The following is a 19010-nucleotide window of genomic DNA, read 5'->3' as shown; positions in this document are numbered from 1 at the left end:
GGAGGGAGAAACGGGTGGGGGGTAGAAAATTCTCCCTGTCACGGGTGTTGCTGGTGATGCAAAAGTGATCGAATATCGGCCACAGCGGTCGACGTGCGCGTTCGTCGGTTTGCCGGGAGCAGTGATCCGGCCTCTTGCCGTGGCGTGGTGCAGGCTGGTCCGTCCGCGATGTGAAGACATAGGTATGTCCCTGAACCTTCTGAGCCTCATCGCTCACCCCTTATCGGATCCAAATCCTCTCGATGTCTGCACGACGTACCTTCATCGCTGGCCAGGCCGCCATCGTCGGTGCCGTGGACATGGGCGCCTTGATCGCGGAATCGACGTTCGGCGCCCCGTGAGCCGACCTGCTTGCGATGCTGGTCGTCGCGCTCACGCACTGCTCACAAAGCCAGGCTCTGGCCTGGCGCACACCTTCCGTGCGTATCCAGTCGTCCGGCAACCGGGGCGTCTACCGTTCTGTGGTCGGCGGCGCGCCCCCTGCGGTGCGTCTGAACGTCTGCCGGACACGATCAACAGCTGGCCCTTGGCCCTCCGTGCAGACGGAGCCTCCGAACCCGGACGGGCGCAGAGGGTCTCCCTCGCCCACATCTCGGCACTCAAGCAGTTCGGATCGCCGAAGAGGCCGCAGGCCCGTCCTAGTTGGCGCGGCGTGTTGCGGTAGGCCGCCTGCCCGCCTCGGGGAGTCGGCCGGGATCCGTGTCGCCAGGGGCAACACCTCTACGCAGGACGAGACTTCATACTGAGGCCGGGACGCCCCGCCCGACCGAAAGATTCATGGTTGCTCAACTTTTTTTGCATGAGAGTGTGCTAGGAATGCATTGTCAACAGGATTGCCTGATGATTGCTGCACTGTGCGGCACCCTCGGCGCCATTACCCTCTCGCAGATGTCGGTCTATGCGGGCTGCGCCCTTCCCAGTTGCCCGCGCAGATAGCGCGCAGACGGGGCGAGGTGCGTTCATGGCTGACCGAAAGGTGAGGCCCTCCAGGGGTAGTTGGGTGCAGACCTTCAGCTGCCCCGGACTTCGGCGCTACCCGACGCGGCGTCTCAACTTCTAGTGGAAAGGGTGGTGTTGACGAGCCATGCACTAGATGCCACAAGGTTATTCCACCTCGGCCATTCAGCCCCTGAGTGACTCCGCCGTTCTCGTCCAATCGGCTGGTCCCGCGTTGCGGCACCCTCCTATACGGTCACGGAGCGGACCGGTGAGGAACTCACGTACTGCTGTTGGTTGAGGAACCTCTCGCTCTCTGGAAAATGAGGATCTACAGAATGTCAATAGCGAACAAGCGTCTCGCTGCCGCTTACCTGGCGTTGACGACGACCTTTATCGGGGTTGCTGGCGCCGGCCCGGCGCTGGCGAGCACAGCACCGGTCGCTTCGGCCGCACCGGAGGCGGAGCCTCAGTTGGCCGTCGCACCTCCCGTGGACTTCGTTGACCGGCCCACCAGACCCCTTCAAACTGCGTCGTCACACACGTTCACGATCTCCTACCGCAACGACACGTCGGCGGGCCAAGTGGTTGCCCCGCAAATTTTGGTGGAGTCCCCGGACGCGGGGCCATTCCTGAGCCCTTCGGATGTCAAGATCGAGCGGAGGGCGCCAGACGGCTGCTGGGAAGTCCTACCGCTCGAGAGCCAGACGGGCACGCTGTTCACCGACCTCTCGGCGGCACAGCGCATCCTGCATCCAGCCGGCACCCTCGTGGAGCGGTTCCGCGTCACTGTGATCACCTCCAACGCCCAGGGCGTCGTGCACCCGAGACTCGCACTCTACGGCTGAAAGCGTTGACCATTCGGCCGAGTTGGGCCTGCTCTGCGGCCCAGTTCACAGCCGGATTCGAGGTCGACCTCCCTGGGTTCCTCGCAGTTGTGAGCTCGCATCGATGATTGCCGGGACCTCTGCTCTGGCGCGTGCGGTTAGGACGTCCGTCGGTGCACCAGTGCCAGGGTGCACCGACGGAGCCGAGGAAGGCACCAGTGCGATCACTGCTGCATTGAGGGAACCGGGCGCGGCAAGCATCGAGCTGCCCTTGTTGAGAAATCTGCCGCTGCTTGAAAAATTAAGCAAATAGTAAAGGATTCTTCCCTGGCAGAGAATCGTCAAGAGGAGGAAATTCTGCCCCCCAGAGCCTCAGGCCGTGATGTCAGACTGACGGCGCTGCAGCTGGCTGGGGTGCTGTCCTCCTGCACGTCGGCTGGCACAGCGACGAATGATGCAAGCGCGCATCCGGCGGTACGGCGCGGTGCGGCCAGTGCGACATCAGTGACGCTGACGCGGTCGGCCGATTCATCCAGGATGTGATCGCGGAGTTCGGCCTGCTCGACTTCGCCAAGAATGAGATGCGAGAGCCATGACCACTGTGGCATCACGGGCGGGGAATCTGCCCACGCCGTTCACCAGCTTTGTCGGCCGACGGTCTGAGGTCGCCGAAATCGGTGGCCTGCAGGGGACGGCGCGGTTGGTGACGCTCATCGGGCCTGGCGGTGTGGGTAAGACGCGGCTGGCACTGGAGGTGGCTGCCGGGTCGGCGAATGCCTTCCCGGACGGGGTGTGGCTGGTGGATCTGGCCCCGGTACAGGATCCGGCCGCAGTGGCGGGTGTGGCGGCGACCACGCTGGGGGTGTCGGACCTGGGTGCCCGGCCTGTTACGGAGCAGCTCGCGGAGCACATGGCTCAGCGGCGGGCGCTGATCGTGCTGGACAACTGCGAGCACCTGGTCGGCGCATGTGCCGAGCTCGCGAACGCTCTGCTCTCAGCCGCCCCCGAGCTGCAGATCCTGGCGACGAGCCGTCATGCGCTGGGTCTCACGGGCGAGCACCTCTACACCGTGCCCCCGTTGTCTCCGAAGGAGGCGGCGGGTCTGCTGCAGGACCGGGCCGTCGCTGTCCGCCCCGGGTTCCGGATCAGTGATGCGAACCAGACGCAGGTGTCCCGGCTGTGCGCCGACCTCGACGGGCTGCCGCTGGCGATCGAACTGGCCGCGTCCCGGCTGCGCACCCTGACAGTCGACCAGATGGTGGGCCGGCTGGAGAACCGCTTCGTATTGCTCACAGGCGGCAGTTTGACCGCACGGCCGCACCAACGCACGCTTCGCGGGATGATCGCCTGGAGCTACGAGCTGTGCACTCCAGCCGAGCGTCTGCTGTGGAACCGGCTGTCGGTCTTCGCCGGGGGCTTCGATCTGGACGCGGTCGAGAACGTCTGCGCAGGGGACGGCATCGCGGAGCACGAAGTACTGGACCTCCTGGACCGGCTGGTCGTCCAGTCCGTCGTCCTCACCGTCGAGAGCGAGGGCCTGCCGCGCTTCCGGTTGCTGCAGACCATCCGGCAGTACGGGCGGGAAGAGCTCGCCGCCTCCGGAGATGAGGAGCATCTGCTGCTGCGGCACCGCAACTTTTTCCTCGCCCTGGCCCAGCAAGTCGATCAGGGCTGGTTCGGCCCCGGCCAGGCACACGCCCTGGACCGGCTGCGTGCCGAGCACACCAATCTCCTGGCAGCCCTGGACTACGGCGCCGACCCGCAGGGCACGCTCACGCTGGCCTCAGCTCTGGGCTTCCACTGGTGTGTTGGCGGCTTCCTCGGTGAGGGGCGCCGGCAGTTCGACCGGGCGCTCGCGGCGGCGCCTGAGTGCACACCGGCGCGGGGCCGGGCGCTCCTCGGCGCGGCCTGGGTGGCGCAGACGCAGGGCGATCTCGCGACGGCCAACCGATGGCTGGACGAGGCCGAAGCGTTGGCCGAGGAACTGGGCGACCCGGCGATGCGCGCCCAGGTGGGCGGCTTCCGCGGCGTTTCAGCCCACTACCGGGGGCAGCCGGAGGAAAGCATCGCCCGGTATGAGGACGCGACGGCCGCTTTGACGGTGCTGGGTAACGAGCGTGAAGCGACCTCCTGGCATCTTGCGCTGGCCTGTGTCCAGGCGTATGCCGGGGACCCCCGTGCGGCGGAGACGGGCAGGCAGGTGATCGCCGCCTTCGAGGCGAGTGGGGAGCGGTGGGGCCGTGCGCAGGTGCTGATGGCGCTGGGCCACTATGCCTGGGAGCGTGGTGACAGAGAGGCGGCCAAGGCGCTGGCCCGGTCCGCGCTGGAGAACATGCAGGGATTCAACGACTGCGCGATGATCGCTCGGATGCTTGAACTGCTCGCCTGGGCCACCGCTTCCGGCGGCGCCCACGATAGGGCGGCCCGGCTGCTGGGCGCTGCCGATGCCCTGTGGAAAGAGGCCGGCAGCTCCATCCATGCCTTCGGACCACGAATGGCCGAACATCACACGCACTGCGAGAAAGCGGCCGCAGATGCCCTGGGACCGACGGCGTACATGCAGGCGCTCGCGGAGGGCGGCCGCCAGGACAGTCCCGTTCGGGCCCTACAGTACGTACTGGCCCCTGCCCGTGAGATGGCCTTGTCAGGCGCCGTTCCGGGCCCGCTGACCTGCCGGGAGCGTGAAGTGGCGGCGCTGGTGGCCAAGGGTCTGAGCAACCGGCAGATCGCCTCCACACTCACGCTCTCGCCGCGTACTGCCGACCGGCACGTCCAGAACATCCTCGGCAAACTCGGCTTCGGCTCCCGCGCTCAGATCGCTTCCTGGTGGTCCGCGAACCCGCTACCCACTCAGTAGTAGCCCCGATACCCACTTTCCAAGCTGCCGCCCCTTGGGTAGAAGTGCGTATCGCGCAGGCGGCGGCTGCCAGCGATGCTCCTTGCATCGATATCCGCTCCGACGGCCTCGGACGCCCGTGTCGGCGACGGCTGAATTGTGGTTCTGGATCACTTTCAGTGCCAGGGCCATGGAGGGGCACCGAAACCGCGATCATGAACGAGACCGTGGGTGATGTGCTCCTCCAGGACCTGTGGTTTCACCAGGTCGAGGGTGTCGAGGTCGAAAACGCCGTGTGCGAAGGCGAGTTGGTGATCGTCCGGGCTCGGACGGGTGCGGAGCATGCCGCGTGTCCGGCGTGCGGAACGCTATCGTCCGGGTGCACAGCCGGTACGTGCGCCGGCTCGCTGACAGCGCGGTCGGCGGCCGTCGGGTACTGATCGAGTTACAGGTGAGGCGGTTGCGCTGCGGTGAACGTGCCTGCCCGCAGGCGACCTTCGCCGAACAGGTCGACGGGCTCACCTTCCGGCACGGGCGGCGAAGTACAGGTCTGCAGACGGTGCTTGAACGCCTGGCGGTGATGCTGGCCGGTCGGGCCGGCGCCCCTTGCCCCAAACCCTGACGGCCGGGGTGAGCAGGTCGACGCTGCTGCGGCTGATCCGCCGACTGCCGGAGCCCGAAAACACCACGCCGCGGGTGCTGGGGGTGGACGAGTTCGGGCTGCGCAAGGGGCACAACTACGGCACGATCCTGATCGCGTCCCATGAAGTGGTGTAGCCGGGCCGGGTACCGGAACGCGCGGATGTCCTGCCCGGGGCGAGCATCCATTGACCGTGCATGCGCCCTGAGCAAGGGCAGGCCATCGCACAAGTCTCCCTGGTGAACTGGCCAGTTCAACCGGAGGAGCAGGCGATGACCTTGTCCCAGTCCGAGCTGATGCGGCTGCTGAAGTCACTACGTCGGGCCTACGGAGTTTGAGGCAATCAGCCGGAGCCGGTGTGAACTCCAACCGACCCCCGAGCTCGCCCCGGGCGGTGAACCATGGCGGAGCCGGGACGGCGTGATCGTCCCGGCTTCAGCCTGCTGCCACTGGCGAATGGAGGGCAGCAGCGCGCTGTCGGTGGCGGACACGAGTGGTCCTCGGCTGCCGATCGCCCAGATGCGGAGGGTGAAGCTCCTTAGAGCGGCGCCTATGAAGGCCACTGCCCGCCAGCCACCTGTAGACCGCACCAGGACGCGGCAGTGAGCCGCTGGCGCCCCCGATGATGCGGCCGGTTGGTCGCCGGCCACGACAGGCACCTCGCCGCGCGGCCGATCCAACCGCATGGCTGATGCACTCCCGCCTGACTAGGCCGCGATTACGAAGCTATGCCCGCCTCCAGCGAGGCGACGATCCAGTGGTCGATGATCACGCGAATGCGCCGACGTATGGCACAGCCACGGACCGACGACCGGCACTGAATGCTCACGTCGTCGTGGACTTCGCCTACACGACCGACCCGGCGCGGACCAGGCGCTCGAAGCAACGGACAGAACCTTGCCGATCGCAAGGTGATCAATCAGTATGGAAGCGCTTTCACGCCAGCGTGCTCGACTTCTCATGGCCCTAACCTTTGGAGCCCGAATGGCACCCGCAGAGCCGCCCACCGAGGTCAGAAGGCGAACGCTCCTCCGCGCCACCGCCGTCGGCGCGACCTTGCTCACCCCGTCAGTCGCCCCTCCGCAGCAGGCCGCAGCCGCCGCAGCCTCCGGCAGGCAGGCGTACAGCCTCAACCTGGACTGGAAGTTCATCAAGCAGAACGTCTCCGGAGCGCAGCAGCCGACGTACGACGACTCGGCCTGGACTACTGTCAGCGTGCCGCACACCTACAACGACGTCGACTCGTTCGACGACTGGATCAGCAGCTCCGGCGAATCGTCCGTGGCCATGCAGCCCACCTGGTACAGAAAGCGCTTCCAATTATCGGCCGCCCATGCGGGCCACAAGGTGCTCCTGGAACTGGAGGGAATCCGCCAGGCAGCCACCGTGTACCTCAACGGCTCCCTCATCGGCACGTACGAGCACGGCGTGACGCCCTTCGGGTTCGACCTCACCGACAAGGTCCTCTTCGGCACCGACAACGTGCTCGCCATCTGCGCGGACAACACCAAGTGGCGCCCTGAGGCGGCCACCGGTACGACGTACCAGTGGGACACCCGCGACTTCAACCCCACCTTCGGCGGGCTCACCAGGAACGTGACTCTGCACGTCCTGCCGAAGACCTACTTCACCCTGCCGCTGTACTCCAACCTCCGCACCACCGGCACCTACGTCTACCCGACAGCCGTCAACGTCTCCGGCCGCACTGCGACCATCAACGCCGAGGCGCAGATCCGCAACGAGGAAACGACCGCCCGCACCCTCACCGTCTCCGCGGAACTCCTCGACTCCTCCGGCACCGTAGTGGGCACGCTCCCTGCCGTCTCCCTCACCGTGGCCGCCGGTGCCACGCAGACGGCGAAACTCAGCAGCCGTATCAGCAAATTGGCCTTCTGGTCACCCTCACGCCCGGCTCTCTATGCGGTCCGACTGGCCCTCGCGGACGGCTCCACAACGGTGGACACCCATACCGTGGTCACCGGGTTCCGCAAGGCGGAGTTCAAGGGGGGCGCGGCTGCGGGCGGCGTCTACATCAACGACCAGTTCGTGTGGCTCACCGGGTACGCGCAGCGGGCCACCAACGAGTGGGCCGTGCTGGGCGACGCCGTACCGGAGTGGCTGCGCGCCCACGACGGCGAGTTGATCCGTGCGAGCCATGCCAATCTGATCCGCTGGATGCACATCGCCGCGCAACCGTCCAATATCCGCATGACCGACCGCTATGGCCTTGTCAGTATCCAGCCCGCCGGCGACAAGGAGTCCGACGCCAAAGGACACCAGTGGGAGCAGCGCATCGAACTGATGCGCGACGTGATGATCTACTTCCGCAATAGTCCCAGCATCCTGTTCTGGGAGTCCGGCAACAACTGGCTCACCGCCGAACACCAACAGCAGATGCGGGAGTTGAAGCAGACGTGGGACCCGTACGGGACGCGGGCCATCGGTTCTCGTGCCACCTCCGACAACGTGGCGTACGGCGGCACGGCGGCCGTCGACCAGTGTGAGTACATCGGCACGATGCTCAACCGCCACTACTCAGACTACGCCCGTGATCGGATGCCGATCATCGAGTCCGAGTACACCCGGGACGAAGCCCCTCGCCGGGTGTGGGACAGTGCCTCGCCACCCGACTTCGGGTACGTGACCGGCCCCGACGTCACCTACAACTGGACCTCGGAGGACTTCGCCGGCCCCCTGGCCGCCTCTTTGCGCCACGAGTTCTGGAGCCAGCGAGTCCAGGGCCCCGGCAACCGGCGCTACTCCGGCGCCGCCGCGCTGACCTGGGCGGACTCCAACCAGCACGGCCGTCAGTACAACTGGGAGACCTGTCGTCTGTCGGGCCGTGTGGACGCCGTCCGCATCCCCAAGGAGAGCTACCACACCTATCGCGTCATGCAGAACCCGGCACCCGACATCCATGTCATCGGCCACTGGAGCTACCCGTCCGGCACGACGAAGACGGTATACGTCATGGCGGCCCGAGTCGCCCGCGTGGACCTGCTCGTCAACGGGAGCCGGGTCGGATCGTCGAGCACGCCACAGTACGACTTCCTTTACACCTTCCCCGGCATTGCCTGGCAGTCCGGCACCATCACCGCCGTCGGCCATGACCACACCGGCGCCGAGGTGGTCCGTACGCAGAAGCAGACCGCAGGAGCCGCGGTGGCACTCAGACTCACCCCGCACACATCGCCGGACGGTCTCAAGGCCGACGGCACGGACGTCGTGATGCTCGACGTCGAGGCCGTTGACGCACAGGGCCGGCGCGTCCCCACCGACCAGGCACGCGTCGACTTCACCGTCACGGGCCCCGGCCGACTGCTCGGCGGCCACAATCCCGGCAAGCGATTCAGCGTCTTTCAGACCTATGTCGACACCGAGGCCGGCATCAACCGCATCTTCGTCCGCACGGCCCGCACCGCAGGCACGATCACCGTACGGGCCACGCGCAGTGGGCTCGCCACCGCCACGGCCACGGTGACGTCCGTGCCGGTCACCACGACGGGCGGGCTCATCCCTCTCTCGACATGAGGACCCGGTCTTCGCACTCGACATGGGCTTGCCAGATCACTTCCGCAAGTCCTCGACGAATGCCATGCCGATCACCCTCACCGCTTCGAAACTGATCACATCGACGTTGTGGAAGTTGTACACCTGCCTTCCTGACGGGATGGTCCGCGTCGCGTCTCCTAGACCAAGATTCGGGCCATCCCCGGGCCAAGTCGCCTTCCACCGCCGACACCCGGCATAGGCGGGGTTCGTCAGGAAGTCGTGCACGGCCGGATACGTTGCCTCAGCCCATGTGACCTGTTTCGATGTTGCGGCGCCGGGGCAGCTTCAGGTGGTCCTCGCGCAGGCTGATCAGCGTCTGGCGGGCGGAGCCGAGCTCGTCGAAGGGGCGGAAGACCGTCGCGATCGCCTCCCGCACGGCCTCGTCCGCGGTGATGTGGACCTTGTCGTCCTCGTCGTAGTCGAGTCCGACCGGCAGGCCCTGACGCGGTTCGCCCCTTGCCGCCTTGTGCTTGGGTCCGGCGGTCAACCGGGAGCGGATCAGGTGGAGTTCGGCCTCCGACATCGCGCCCTTGAGACCGAGGGTCCACCACCGGATTTAACGAACTGCCGGTAGTGGTCGAGCGCAGTGATGGAGCCTCGGCGTGAAAACGAAGAAGGGGTGACGGTGTCCCGTCACCCCTCTCGCATTGTCTCCCCCTGTTAGCCGACTTGCGCCGACGACGAGCCGGCACCAGCCTCGGCGGACCGAGGAGCGATCAGTTTCTCACCTACAACGGAGTCAGACTCCTGAGCGAGCCGCTCCATGCCGCTGGTGTCCTTCAGCGGCTTCTCCTTGATGAACAGCACGGCGATCAACGCAAGCAGAGCGAACGGCGTGGCCACAAGGAAAAGGTCACCCGTGGCGACTCCGTACGCCTGCTCCACGATCTCGCGCATCGGAGCGGGCAGCGTCGTCATGTCCGGTACGCCATGACCAGCGCTCCGTCCGGAACCGGCTGGGACGCCCGCCTCCTTCAGGCCCTTGGTCATCTCGGTGGCGACGCGATTGGCGAGGATCGCGCCGAGCACGCTAGTGCCGATGGTGCCGCCCAAACTGCGGAAGAATGACAGCACCGAGGTAGCAGCCCCGAGTTCGGCCGCAGGTACGTCGTTCTGCGCAGCGAGAACGAGGTTCTGCATCAGCATCCCGACGCCAATCCCCATCACCGCCATGTAGATGCTGAGCAGACCGAAGTGAGTTTCAGCGCCGATCGTGGAGAGCAGGGCGAGGCCGACGGTCATGGCGACGGCACCGAGGACGAGGTAGATCTTCCAGCGGCCGGTGGCGCTGATGATCTGCCCGGCAACGGTGGAGGAGATGAGGAGGCCGAGGATCATGGGCAGGCTCATCAGGCCCGCGATCGTCGGGGACTTGCCGAGGGAGACCTGGAAGTACTGTGAGAGGAAGACGGTGCCGCCGAACATGGCCACACCGACCAGTAGGCTGGCCAGCGTCGTCAGTGACACGGTGCGGTTGCGGAAGATACCCAGCGGGATGATCGGCTCGGCGACCCGTGACTCGACGAAGACCGCGGCCACCAGGAGCACCAGTCCCCCACCGGTCAGCGCGGCGGTCTGCCAGGACCCCCAGTCGAACTGGTTGCCCGCCAGCGAGACCCAAATCAGCAGCGCGCACACGCCTGCGACGATGAAGAAGGCGCCCAGGAAGTCGATCTTCGCCTCGCGGCGAACAGTGGGCAGCTTCAAGGTGGCCTGCAGTAGAACGATAGCTAGCAGCGCGAACGGAACTCCGATAAAGAAGCACCAGCGCCAGCCCAGCCAGGACGTGTCCACGAGGACACCTCCGATGAGCGGCCCGGCCACGGTGCCGACAGCGAAGACCGCACCGAAGATTCCCGCGTACCTGCCCAGACGGCGCGGCGGGATGATGGCGGCCATCACGACCTGGGCCAGAGCCGTGAGCCCGCCCGCGCCGACGCCCTGGGCGACACGGCTGAAGATCAGCAGTCCCACGTCGTGGGAGAAGCCTGCGAGCAGCGAGCCGACTACGAACATGCCCAGGGAGAGCTGGAGCAGCAGTTTCTGGTTGTAGAGGTCGGAGAGCTTGCCCCACAACGGCACTGTCGCCGTCATGGCCAGCAGTTCCGCCGTGACGACCCAGGTGTAGGACGACTGGCTGGCCCCGAGGTCGGCGATTATCCGCGGCAGTGCGTTGGAGACTACGGTCCCGGCCAGAATGGCGACGAACATGCCTGCCATCAGCCCGGACATGGCCTGGAGAATCTGCCGGTTAGACATGGAGGTAGGTGACGTCTCTTCCGACGCTGCTATTGAATTCACATCGTCTCTTTCAAAGTTGGACGGTGGGCGGGGCACGGCCGCACGAGCAGGGGCGCACGGCCAAGCGATGCGGCTGTACGCGAAGGGCTAAAAGGGGGGAGCGTCGGATTGTGACCAGGTCAGCTCCGGCCGGGCTGGGATGGCGGTTCTGGCAGCCCTGCGGCCAACTGTTGGAACACCTCCCGGAACACGTCCGCGAAGGCGATCTCGTCCTGCCGTACGCACCAGTGCTCTACGGCGACCCGACTGGCCGTGGCACCGGCCGCAGCCAGCAGCCTGGGGTAAAGCCCGAGCGCCCGCCGACGCTTCTCGTCCTCGGTCGATGAGCACGCCAGGTTGCCCGGCGCCGACATCACCCTCGACTGACGGGCAGCTCCGTATCGTCCGTTCCTGGTCACCCCGCAGTACGTGGCGTGGTACGCCCAGAGAACACCGCCGGGACGACCGCTCTCAGGCGGTCGTCCCGGCGGTGCGGCCTGCACGGGATGACGTGATGGTCTGGGTGCCCCAGGTCAGACCCATGTGGGCATGGCCTGGTTGGCGTAGCGGGGGCCGAAGCCGCCGTGGGGGAGGATGTCCCGGATGGTGGCGAGGTCGGCGAGAGTGAGGGTGACGTCGGCGGCGCCGGCGTTCTCCTCGATCCGGGTGGCGCTGCGGGTGCCGGGGATGGGCACGATGTGCTCGCCCTGAGCGAGCAGCCAGGCTAGGGCCAGCTGCGAGACCGTGACACCCTTCGCCTCAGCGAGTTCGCCGAGGCGGCGGACGGCCTCGGCGTTCTTCTCGAAGTTCCCGGGCTGCCAGCGCGGGTCGTGGTTACGGTAGTCGGTCGGGTCGTACTCGTCGGCGGGCTTCGCGGAGCCGGTAATGAAGCCACGCCCCAGCGGCGAGTAGGGCACGAAGCCGATACCGAGTTGCGCGAGGACAGGGAAGAGCTGCTCGACGGTGCGCTCGAAGAGGCTGTACTCGGTCTGCAGGACGGAGAGCGGCTGTACGGCGTGGGCGCGGCGGATGGTTTGAGGGCCGGCCTCACTCAAGCCGAAGTACTTCACCTTGCCCGCGTCGATCAGCTCCTTGACCGCCCCGGCGACCTCCTCGATCGGTACGTCGGGGTCGACGCGGTGCTGGTAGAACACGTCGATGCGGTCGGTGCCGAGGTAGCGCAGGCTGTTGTCGGCGACCTTGCGAATGTTCTCGGGCCGGCTGTTGAGACCGAGCCCCTGCTCCGACGGCGGAGACGAGAAGTCGAAGCCGAACTTGGTCGCGAGCACCACGTCGTCGCGGACGTCCTTGAGCGCCTTGCCGAGCAGGATCTCGTTGGAGCCGGTGCCCATGCCGTAGAGCTCGGCGGTGTCGAAGAAGGTGACGCCCAACTCGTAGGCACGGTGGATGGCGGCGACACCCGCCTGCTCGTCGGTGGGGCCGTAGGACATGGTCAGGCCCATCGAGCCGTAGCCGATCGCCGAGACCTCAAGGCCCTGGTTGCCAAGTGTCCTGAGCTGCATGTCACCCTCCCGGAGGCAAACCAAACTGTGTGGTTTGACCATAGGATTCTCACGGTCCATTGTCAAACCGAACTGTTCGGTGCGGCGATATGATCCCGTGAACCATTCCCAGATGACCCGCTTCTGGCACTGTGACCGTAGCGATCCTCGTTGATTTTGAAGTCTTGAAGAAGGTCGCCGTACGGCCCCTCGGTCTCGGCCCGGAGGCCGACGAGTTCACTGGTCCGAAAGCCGGTGGAGTCGGCGTAGACCCGTTCGGCGGTTTCTGGACACGCCGCGCGTCGGTTGGTAGGTGCAGCGGACTGCGACGGCTCCCCAACTCGACGGGGGCTGCTGGGTGTTGAAGTGGTAGACGAGTGCCATGTCGGCGCGTCGGTCGCCGAGCGCGTCCGAGGTGGTACCCCGGCACGTGGTGTAGCCGATCAAGCAAGCGGAACACCCAGGTCGCGGCCCTGATCGATTTTGCCGGACGGCCTGTTGGGGCTCGCCCCGCCGCGACCGGCGACAACTGCCTGGCACCCCATGGCGGGACATGCCTGCCGGCCCCATGACCGGAGGCCGCGGGTCGTGATCGACTACACCACGACCGGGGACGTGACCTGTGGTCAAAACGGTGGCGACGTATTAGGGGCGGCCCATCGGAAAGCGTCGACCTTGACCGAACCAAAATGTGAGGACAGGACGGAAATACCTGCCTAGATTCAGGGAGCAGCGCGACTCTTGGTTCGCACCGCTAAGAGCTCACCGGTCCTTTACAGTGATATTCAGCGCCTGACACAGGGCTGGGGCAAAATTCATCATCTGTACCGAGTTGATAATGGATCCGCCGAGCGAACTGAAACCGTCGGTGATCCCCAGCTCAACCGCTTGGCGAAGGTCCACGTCCTTCATGCGCGCCTTGGTGAACTGCACGCCCTCCAGCTTCGACCCCGGGAACGTAACGTTGGTCAAGATTGCTCCACCGAAGTCGACATTACGCAGGGTGCAGTCGACGAAGGAGACGTCCCGCAGGTTCACCGCCCGCAGGTTCACCGAGTCCAACTTGCATTCGTAGAAGGTGACCCGCCGCATCTTCGAACTGATCAGCTCCAGACCCGATAGCGATCCGGAGCGGACCTCTACGTCCGTCCACTCGGCCTCGCCGAGTTCGGTAGCCACCCAGCGCACCGTGTGCAACCACACATCATTGAGGCGAGCTCGCCTCATCCGGCCAGCGGAAAACATCACCGAGGTGAAGACGGACTCGCCAGCACGCAAATAATCGGCGTCCATGTCTTCGAAGGTGACGCCATCGACGTGGGCGCTGTCCAGAATTTCACTTCGGTTCAAATTGCCGTGGAAAGGTTCAAGATAGCGGGCGTATGGCAGATCGATCAGTTCGCGGGGTGTGGGCACCAGGGAACTCATGGGCTCTCCATGGGAATGGGAAGGGTGCGACAGAATCCGACGCAGAGGGGGTGGGAGCAATGGCTACGGTATGCCATCCGCAGGGATCTTCAAAATGACCCATCAAGGCCCCTGGATGCCCGCTGGAGGGCCTCTCTCTGTAGATTTGCACGGCGGTGCAGGCTCAACCGAGAAAGGCCGCCAGGGTCGCCCCTGGCGCTTCTACGTGTCAGTCCGATCAGTCTTCCCTGGACCGAGAAAGCCCGCCGTCCCGCACGTATTCGACTGCATCGACGTCGTAAGGTCTGCCCCGCAGCTGCCGACGACGAGCGGCGCTCAGCCGTCCTGGAGGCGAAGGAGGACGGCGGCAGTCCGACCGGCCCCGGGCGGAGGTGTTCCGCTACGCCGGCGGCATCACCGAGTTCTGCGAGTGCCTAGCACAGGACCGTCCCATCTGCGACGTGCTCCGCATCACTGGCACCATCAAGGAGACCGTCCCCGTGCTCGACGAGCGCGGCCTAATGGCGTCCACTGAGGTGACCCGCACTCTCGGCGTGGACATCGCGCTGCGCTGGGGTAGGGACTACGACACCACCGTCCGCTCCTTCGTCAACGTGGTCGCCACGCACGAGGGCGGCACCCACGTCTCCGGCTTCGAGCGGTCGCTCACCCGCACCCTCAACGAGGTGCTGCGTTCCTCCAACATGGTGCGGGTCGCCGAGGACGACGTCATCAAGGATGATGCCGCCGAGGGGCTCACCGCGGTGGTCACCGGCCGCCTCGCGGAACCCCAGTTCGAGGGGCAGACCAAGGAAGTGCTGCAGGGTCTCGTAACCGAGCTGGTAGCGGTGCTTGAGATAGAGAGGCACAGCAGCGTGTCCACCGGCACCGAGGGCCGCCCCAGCCGCTCGGCGAACACTGCCCGCCACGGGGCGATGAACCGCTCGTCGTCCAAGAATGCATCGACGCGGGCCAGCTCGGCGGGTAACTGCCGCGCGTGCTCCGGCAGCACCTCCCACCAGGCATCCTGCACTCCTGCGACACGCAACACCGCCACCACCCCCGGCCGCAACGACCGATTCAACTGTCGTGGCCAGCGACGGCTCTTACCAGCTATCCCCAAAGGGCAACCCAGTGCCATCCGCGGACTTCTTCAGGGGCAAGTAGCTAGGCGTTGGACCGGAGCAGGTGGGGCACGACGTCGCCACAGTTCAGACCAGGCCCGTACCGAGTCAAAGCGAGCATCGCTGCGGCGTACGCGGCGCACCTGGGCGAAGGGCGCGCAAAACCCCAGGATTCCCCGCTCGACACCGACCCCCGCTCCAGCCTGCACGGTCAGTGCTTCTCACTGGGGGATGTCTGCACCGCAGGGAAGACGCGCTCGACGGCGGCGACGATGGCACTGCGACGGGCGGCCAGGAAGTCGGACCGCTCTGCCGCCGGAACGGTGGCGGCAAGGTCCGGCTGCATGGCCCAGGCGCTGGCTATCTGGTTTACGAGGACGAGTACGTCGAGCGGGTTCCAGGACGGATCGAGGCGCCCATCCTGCTGCGCCTGGCGGAGCTGCTCGGTCTTTGCCATGAGGCTCTGCTGCATGGGGTTGTCCTCGGCCGGCGTGGCGTTGGGATCGAGTTCCAACTGCCCCCACATCATCAGCCGGTGGCGCTCGGGATGGGCAATAAAGTAGTCATGGATGCGGCCTGCATAACCGGGCAGGTCGGCCGGGTCCATGCGGGCGGCCTCGGTGACAGCGGCGAGTTCGCGGCCGGAGACGAAGCTGTAGAGCTTCTCCTTGCCGCGGAAGTACGCGTAGACGCGTTCCTTGCTGGTCTTCGCAGCCTTGGCGATACGATCGATGCGCGCGCCGGCGATACCGTAGCGAGCGAATTCAGTCGTTGCAGCGCTCACGATGCGTTCACGGGTGGCCTCGCTGGCGGGGTCGGGCTGAGAAGTCATGACACCAACATACCAAACCGTTCGGTTTGGTTGTGGATGAGCGCCGATCCAGCCTCCGAGGGCCCCTCTCGCACTCTTTCCCCGGTGGCCCGGGATCGGCGCACACTACGCCTGGACCTCGACCAACTCGGCCATGGGCGCGATCGCCATCGGGCCTCCGCTCGGATGGGGTCTCTGGTGCGTCAACCCGGACGCCCGTGCACCCTGTAACCCTGATCGGCATTCACGCCGAACGGTCGGCCGGACCAGCGCCTGGTTCCTGAACGGCGGCGGCACTGCATTTGTTCCATTCGCCCACCGGGGATAATAAGCAGCAAGGGCATCGGCGTGGCGCACCTGAGAGTGTCGCGACGACATGTCCCGAACTGCGAGAGCTCAGTGCGACGGAGTAGTCGACGAGAGCGAGATGAGCGGTTATGGAGCGGCGTGCTGTCGACAACAAGGACGACAAAGAAGTGCGTTCCGCCCGAGACGTCGTCGGCGAGGCGCTCACCGCACGCGCCATCATCGACGAACGCGGCATTGTGACCGGGTGGAGCGAGGGCGCTGAGCAACTGCTCGGGTATGCGTCGACACAGATCCTGGGCCATCCGGCGGCCTCGCTGCTCGCAGAGGAACCCACACTGGGCGATCTCCCGCCACTATCGGAGCTGTCGAGGTGGCATGGAACGCTGGCTCTCCGGCATGGCGACGGCCACCGCCTGGAGGCCAAGGTCATAGCGCATCATAGGACGCAGGACGACGAGACTCGCGACTGGCTCCTGGTCTCCGCTGTGAGGGCACCGCAGCCCAATCCCGATGACGAAACGCTCGTGCAGCTGGGTTTCCTTGGCTCCCCGTGCTGCGCTACCAGCGTGTATGACACGGATCTGCGTTTGCGCCGGTCCAACCGGTCCGGGCAGGGTGCAATCGGCCTGAGCGACGAGGACATGCACGGGTTGCACCTGGCGGACGTGCTTGCTGACCCTATGGCGAAGGAAGCCGAGCGACGGATGCGACGGGCGCTGGAGACTGGCGTGCCGCAGTACCTTGAGCACTATGCGCGTGCTCCCGGCGAGATCCGTGAGCACGCCTGGGCGTCCTGCTTCTACCGCTTGGAGGGCCCGGACGGCCGTGTCCTGGGCGTGGCCTCTACCGGGCACGACATGACGGAGCAGTACTGGGCCCGCAAACGCCTCCAGCTGATCGCCGAGGCCAGTACCCGCATCGGCAGCACTCTCGACGTGACCCGGACGGCGCAGGAACTGGCGGACGCTGCCGTCCCGGTACTCGCCGATTTCCTCAGCGTCGACCTCTTGGCGGCCCTCGACGATCTGCCCGACCAGCTCCCGGGAGTGGCGACAAGCGGCTCTCAGATGTTGCGGCGCATCGCCCACCGGTCAGTGCATCCGGGGGCTCCCGAAGCGGTCATCGTCCCGGGCGAGGTGGATGAGTACCCGGAAGACTCCCCACCGGCGGAAAGTCTGCGATCGGGACGGGCCGCGCTGTACCGGGTGACCGACCCGGCGATTGCCGACTGGGTCGCCAAGGACCCGCTCCGGACATCTCGGATCCACGATTTCGGCTTCCACTCGGTGATGACGGTGCCACTGTCAGCGCGTGGAACGACCTTGGGCCTCGTCGTCTTCGCCCGTCACCGGCACCCGGACCCGTTCCAGCAGGACGACTTGGTACTGGCCGAGGAGCTCACGGCCCGGGCGGCGATCTGCATCGACAACGCCCGCCGCTACACCCGCGAACGCGCCACGGCGGTCACTCTGCAGCGCAGCCTGCTGCCGCAGGGACTGCCCGAACAGGCCGCGGTGGAGGTCGCCTCTCGCTACCTTCCGGCCGGGGCTCGGGCGGGTGTGGGGGGCGACTGGTTCGACGTGATCCCTCTCTCCGGGGCCAGGGTGGCGTTGGTCGTAGGTGATGTCGTGGGCCACGGCATCCATGCCTCCGCGACCATGGGGCGGTTGCGTACGGCCGTGCGGACCCTCGCCGACATCGATTTGCCCCCCGACGAACTTCTCACCCATCTTGACGACCTTGTAGGTCGCCTGGCCACGGAATCCGACGACACGCAGCCGACCGCAAGGAGCGGTGAGTCGTCGGGAGATGTCGGGTCGACGTGCCTGTATGCCGTGTACGACCCTGTCTCCCGCCGCTGCACCTTCGCCCGGGCCGGACATCCGCCTCCTGCTGTGATGGCGCCGGACGGCACCGTGAAGATGCTCGACCTTCCGGCGGGACCGCCACTGGGCCTGGGGGGCCTGCCCTTCGAATCGGTGGAGACGGAACTGCCGGAGGGCAGCCTGCTCGTCCTCTATACCGACGGTCTGATCGAGTCCCGTGACTACGACATCGACGTCAGCGTCTCCCGGCTGTGCCAGACCCTGGGCGGTGCCGCCGGCGGCCCGGCGGTCTCGCTGGACGTGGTGTGCGACACCGTTCTCGACGCCATGCTTCCCGAGCGGCCTGCCGACGACGTGGCCCTGCTCATCGCCCGTACCCGCGCGCTCAAGGCCGACCAGGTCGCCGCCTGGGATGTGGCCCCCGATCCGGCCGCCGTCGCCGACATCCGCAAGAAGGCCGTCGGCCAGCTGAAGGCATGGGGCCTGACAAGTGCCACCTTCGTGACCGAGCTGATCGTCAGCGAAATGGTCACCAATGCCATTCGGCATGCCGCGCCGCCCATCCAACTGCGCCTCATCCACGACCGGCGCCTCATCTGCGAGGTCTCGGACGCCAGCAACACAGCCCCCCACATGCGCCGCGCCCGCACCTACGACGAGGGTGGCCGCGGCCTGCTCCTGGTCGCCCAGCTGACTCAGCGGTGGGGCACCCGCCCCACCGCAAAGGGCAAGACGATCTGGGCGGAACAGAGCGTTGAGTACGACTGACGCTCTTGGCTGCAGCGATGCGATCGTCCCCGCAGGAGCAAGAGGTCGAGGCCCGGGACCCAGCCGTTGGCGAGTGTGGGGCCCCTCCGGCGCGGGTGCAGCGGAGATCAGCGTCGCGGCCACTTCGGAGCGCCCCGATAAGGACCGTGGAGTGAGCCTGCGGAGGAAACGGCACACAGCGTCGCCGTCACC

The 19010-nt window shown here is 66.3% G+C and carries 13 protein-coding genes and 2 pseudogenes; 7 read left to right on the top strand and 8 right to left on the bottom strand.

The features are described from left to right. Nucleotides 1–1229: 1229 nt before the first annotated feature. The 5 genes from ABZX85_RS48380 (at nucleotide 1230) to ABZX85_RS48360 (ending at nucleotide 8770) form a co-directional block, all read left to right on the top strand. Entirely contained in the window at nucleotides 1230–1784 is a 555-nt protein-coding gene (locus ABZX85_RS48380) for a signal peptide protein (RefSeq protein ID WP_355884738.1), read from the top strand. 571 nt (nucleotides 1785–2355) lie between these two features. After that, nucleotides 2356–4620, top strand: coding sequence for a LuxR C-terminal-related transcriptional regulator (locus ABZX85_RS48375; RefSeq protein ID WP_355884736.1), 2265 nt, complete (start codon nucleotides 2356–2358; stop codon nucleotides 4618–4620). Nucleotides 4621–4948: 328 nt separating this feature from the next. Beyond that, entirely contained in the window at nucleotides 4949–5221 is a 273-nt protein-coding gene (locus ABZX85_RS48370) for a hypothetical protein (RefSeq protein ID WP_355884735.1), read from the top strand. A gap of 8 nt (nucleotides 5222–5229) precedes the next feature. Further along, entirely contained in the window at nucleotides 5230–5376 is a 147-nt protein-coding gene (locus tag ABZX85_RS48365; protein ID WP_355884753.1) for a hypothetical protein, read from the top strand. A gap of 847 nt (nucleotides 5377–6223) precedes the next feature. Further along, the gene (locus tag ABZX85_RS48360; RefSeq protein WP_355884733.1) at nucleotides 6224–8770 is read left to right on the top strand and encodes a sugar-binding domain-containing protein; all 2547 of its coding nucleotides are present in this window, start codon (nucleotides 6224–6226) and stop codon (nucleotides 8768–8770) included. 36 nt (nucleotides 8771–8806) lie between these two features. On the opposite strand, the gene ABZX85_RS48355 is transcribed toward ABZX85_RS48360, so the two are convergent. From ABZX85_RS48355 to ABZX85_RS48330, 6 genes are all read right to left on the bottom strand, one after another. Further along, the gene (locus ABZX85_RS48355; RefSeq protein ID WP_355884731.1) at nucleotides 8807–9016 is read right to left on the bottom strand and encodes a hypothetical protein; all 210 of its coding nucleotides are present in this window, start codon (nucleotides 9014–9016) and stop codon (nucleotides 8807–8809) included. Nucleotides 9017–9032: 16 nt separating this feature from the next. Next, nucleotides 9033–9314, bottom strand: coding sequence for a hypothetical protein (locus ABZX85_RS48350; RefSeq protein WP_355884729.1), 282 nt, complete (start codon nucleotides 9312–9314; stop codon nucleotides 9033–9035). 137 nt (nucleotides 9315–9451) lie between these two features. Then, complete coding sequence (locus ABZX85_RS48345; protein WP_355884727.1) at nucleotides 9452–11050, bottom strand: MDR family MFS transporter; 1599 nt, start codon at nucleotides 11048–11050, stop codon at nucleotides 9452–9454. Nucleotides 11051–11211: 161 nt separating this feature from the next. Then, entirely contained in the window at nucleotides 11212–11445 is a 234-nt protein-coding gene (locus ABZX85_RS48340) for a hypothetical protein (RefSeq protein WP_355884725.1), read from the bottom strand. 159 nt (nucleotides 11446–11604) lie between these two features. Beyond that, nucleotides 11605–12594: an aldo/keto reductase gene (locus tag ABZX85_RS48335; protein WP_355884723.1), complete on the bottom strand. Its 990-nt coding sequence runs from the start codon at nucleotides 12592–12594 to the stop codon at nucleotides 11605–11607. Nucleotides 12595–13335: 741 nt separating this feature from the next. Beyond that, nucleotides 13336–14001, bottom strand: a complete 666-nt coding sequence (locus tag ABZX85_RS48330; protein ID WP_355884721.1) for a pentapeptide repeat-containing protein — start codon at nucleotides 13999–14001, stop codon at nucleotides 13336–13338. A gap of 368 nt (nucleotides 14002–14369) precedes the next feature. Between ABZX85_RS48330 and ABZX85_RS48325 the strand changes: the two are divergent. Next, a pseudogene (locus ABZX85_RS48325) lies at nucleotides 14370–14801 on the top strand (DNA topoisomerase IV subunit B); the annotation flags it as partial. On the opposite strand, the pseudogene ABZX85_RS48320 reads toward ABZX85_RS48325, so the two are convergent. Continuing rightward, a pseudogene (locus tag ABZX85_RS48320) lies at nucleotides 14802–15031 on the bottom strand (ISNCY family transposase); the annotation flags it as partial. 284 nt (nucleotides 15032–15315) lie between these two features. After that, entirely contained in the window at nucleotides 15316–15936 is a 621-nt protein-coding gene (locus tag ABZX85_RS48315) for a TetR family transcriptional regulator (RefSeq protein WP_355884719.1), read from the bottom strand. Nucleotides 15937–16352: 416 nt separating this feature from the next. On the opposite strand from ABZX85_RS48315, the gene ABZX85_RS48310 reads away from it, so the two are divergent. Further along, nucleotides 16353–18818, top strand: coding sequence for a SpoIIE family protein phosphatase (locus tag ABZX85_RS48310; RefSeq protein ID WP_355884717.1), 2466 nt, complete (start codon nucleotides 16353–16355; stop codon nucleotides 18816–18818). The last annotated feature ends 192 nt before the right edge of the window (nucleotides 18819–19010 follow it).

Source organism: Streptomyces sp. NPDC004539 (genome assembly GCF_040610055.1).
GTDB lineage: Bacteria > Actinomycetota > Actinomycetes > Streptomycetales > Streptomycetaceae > Streptomyces.
This window is presented reverse-complemented; position numbering and strand designations above follow the sequence as displayed.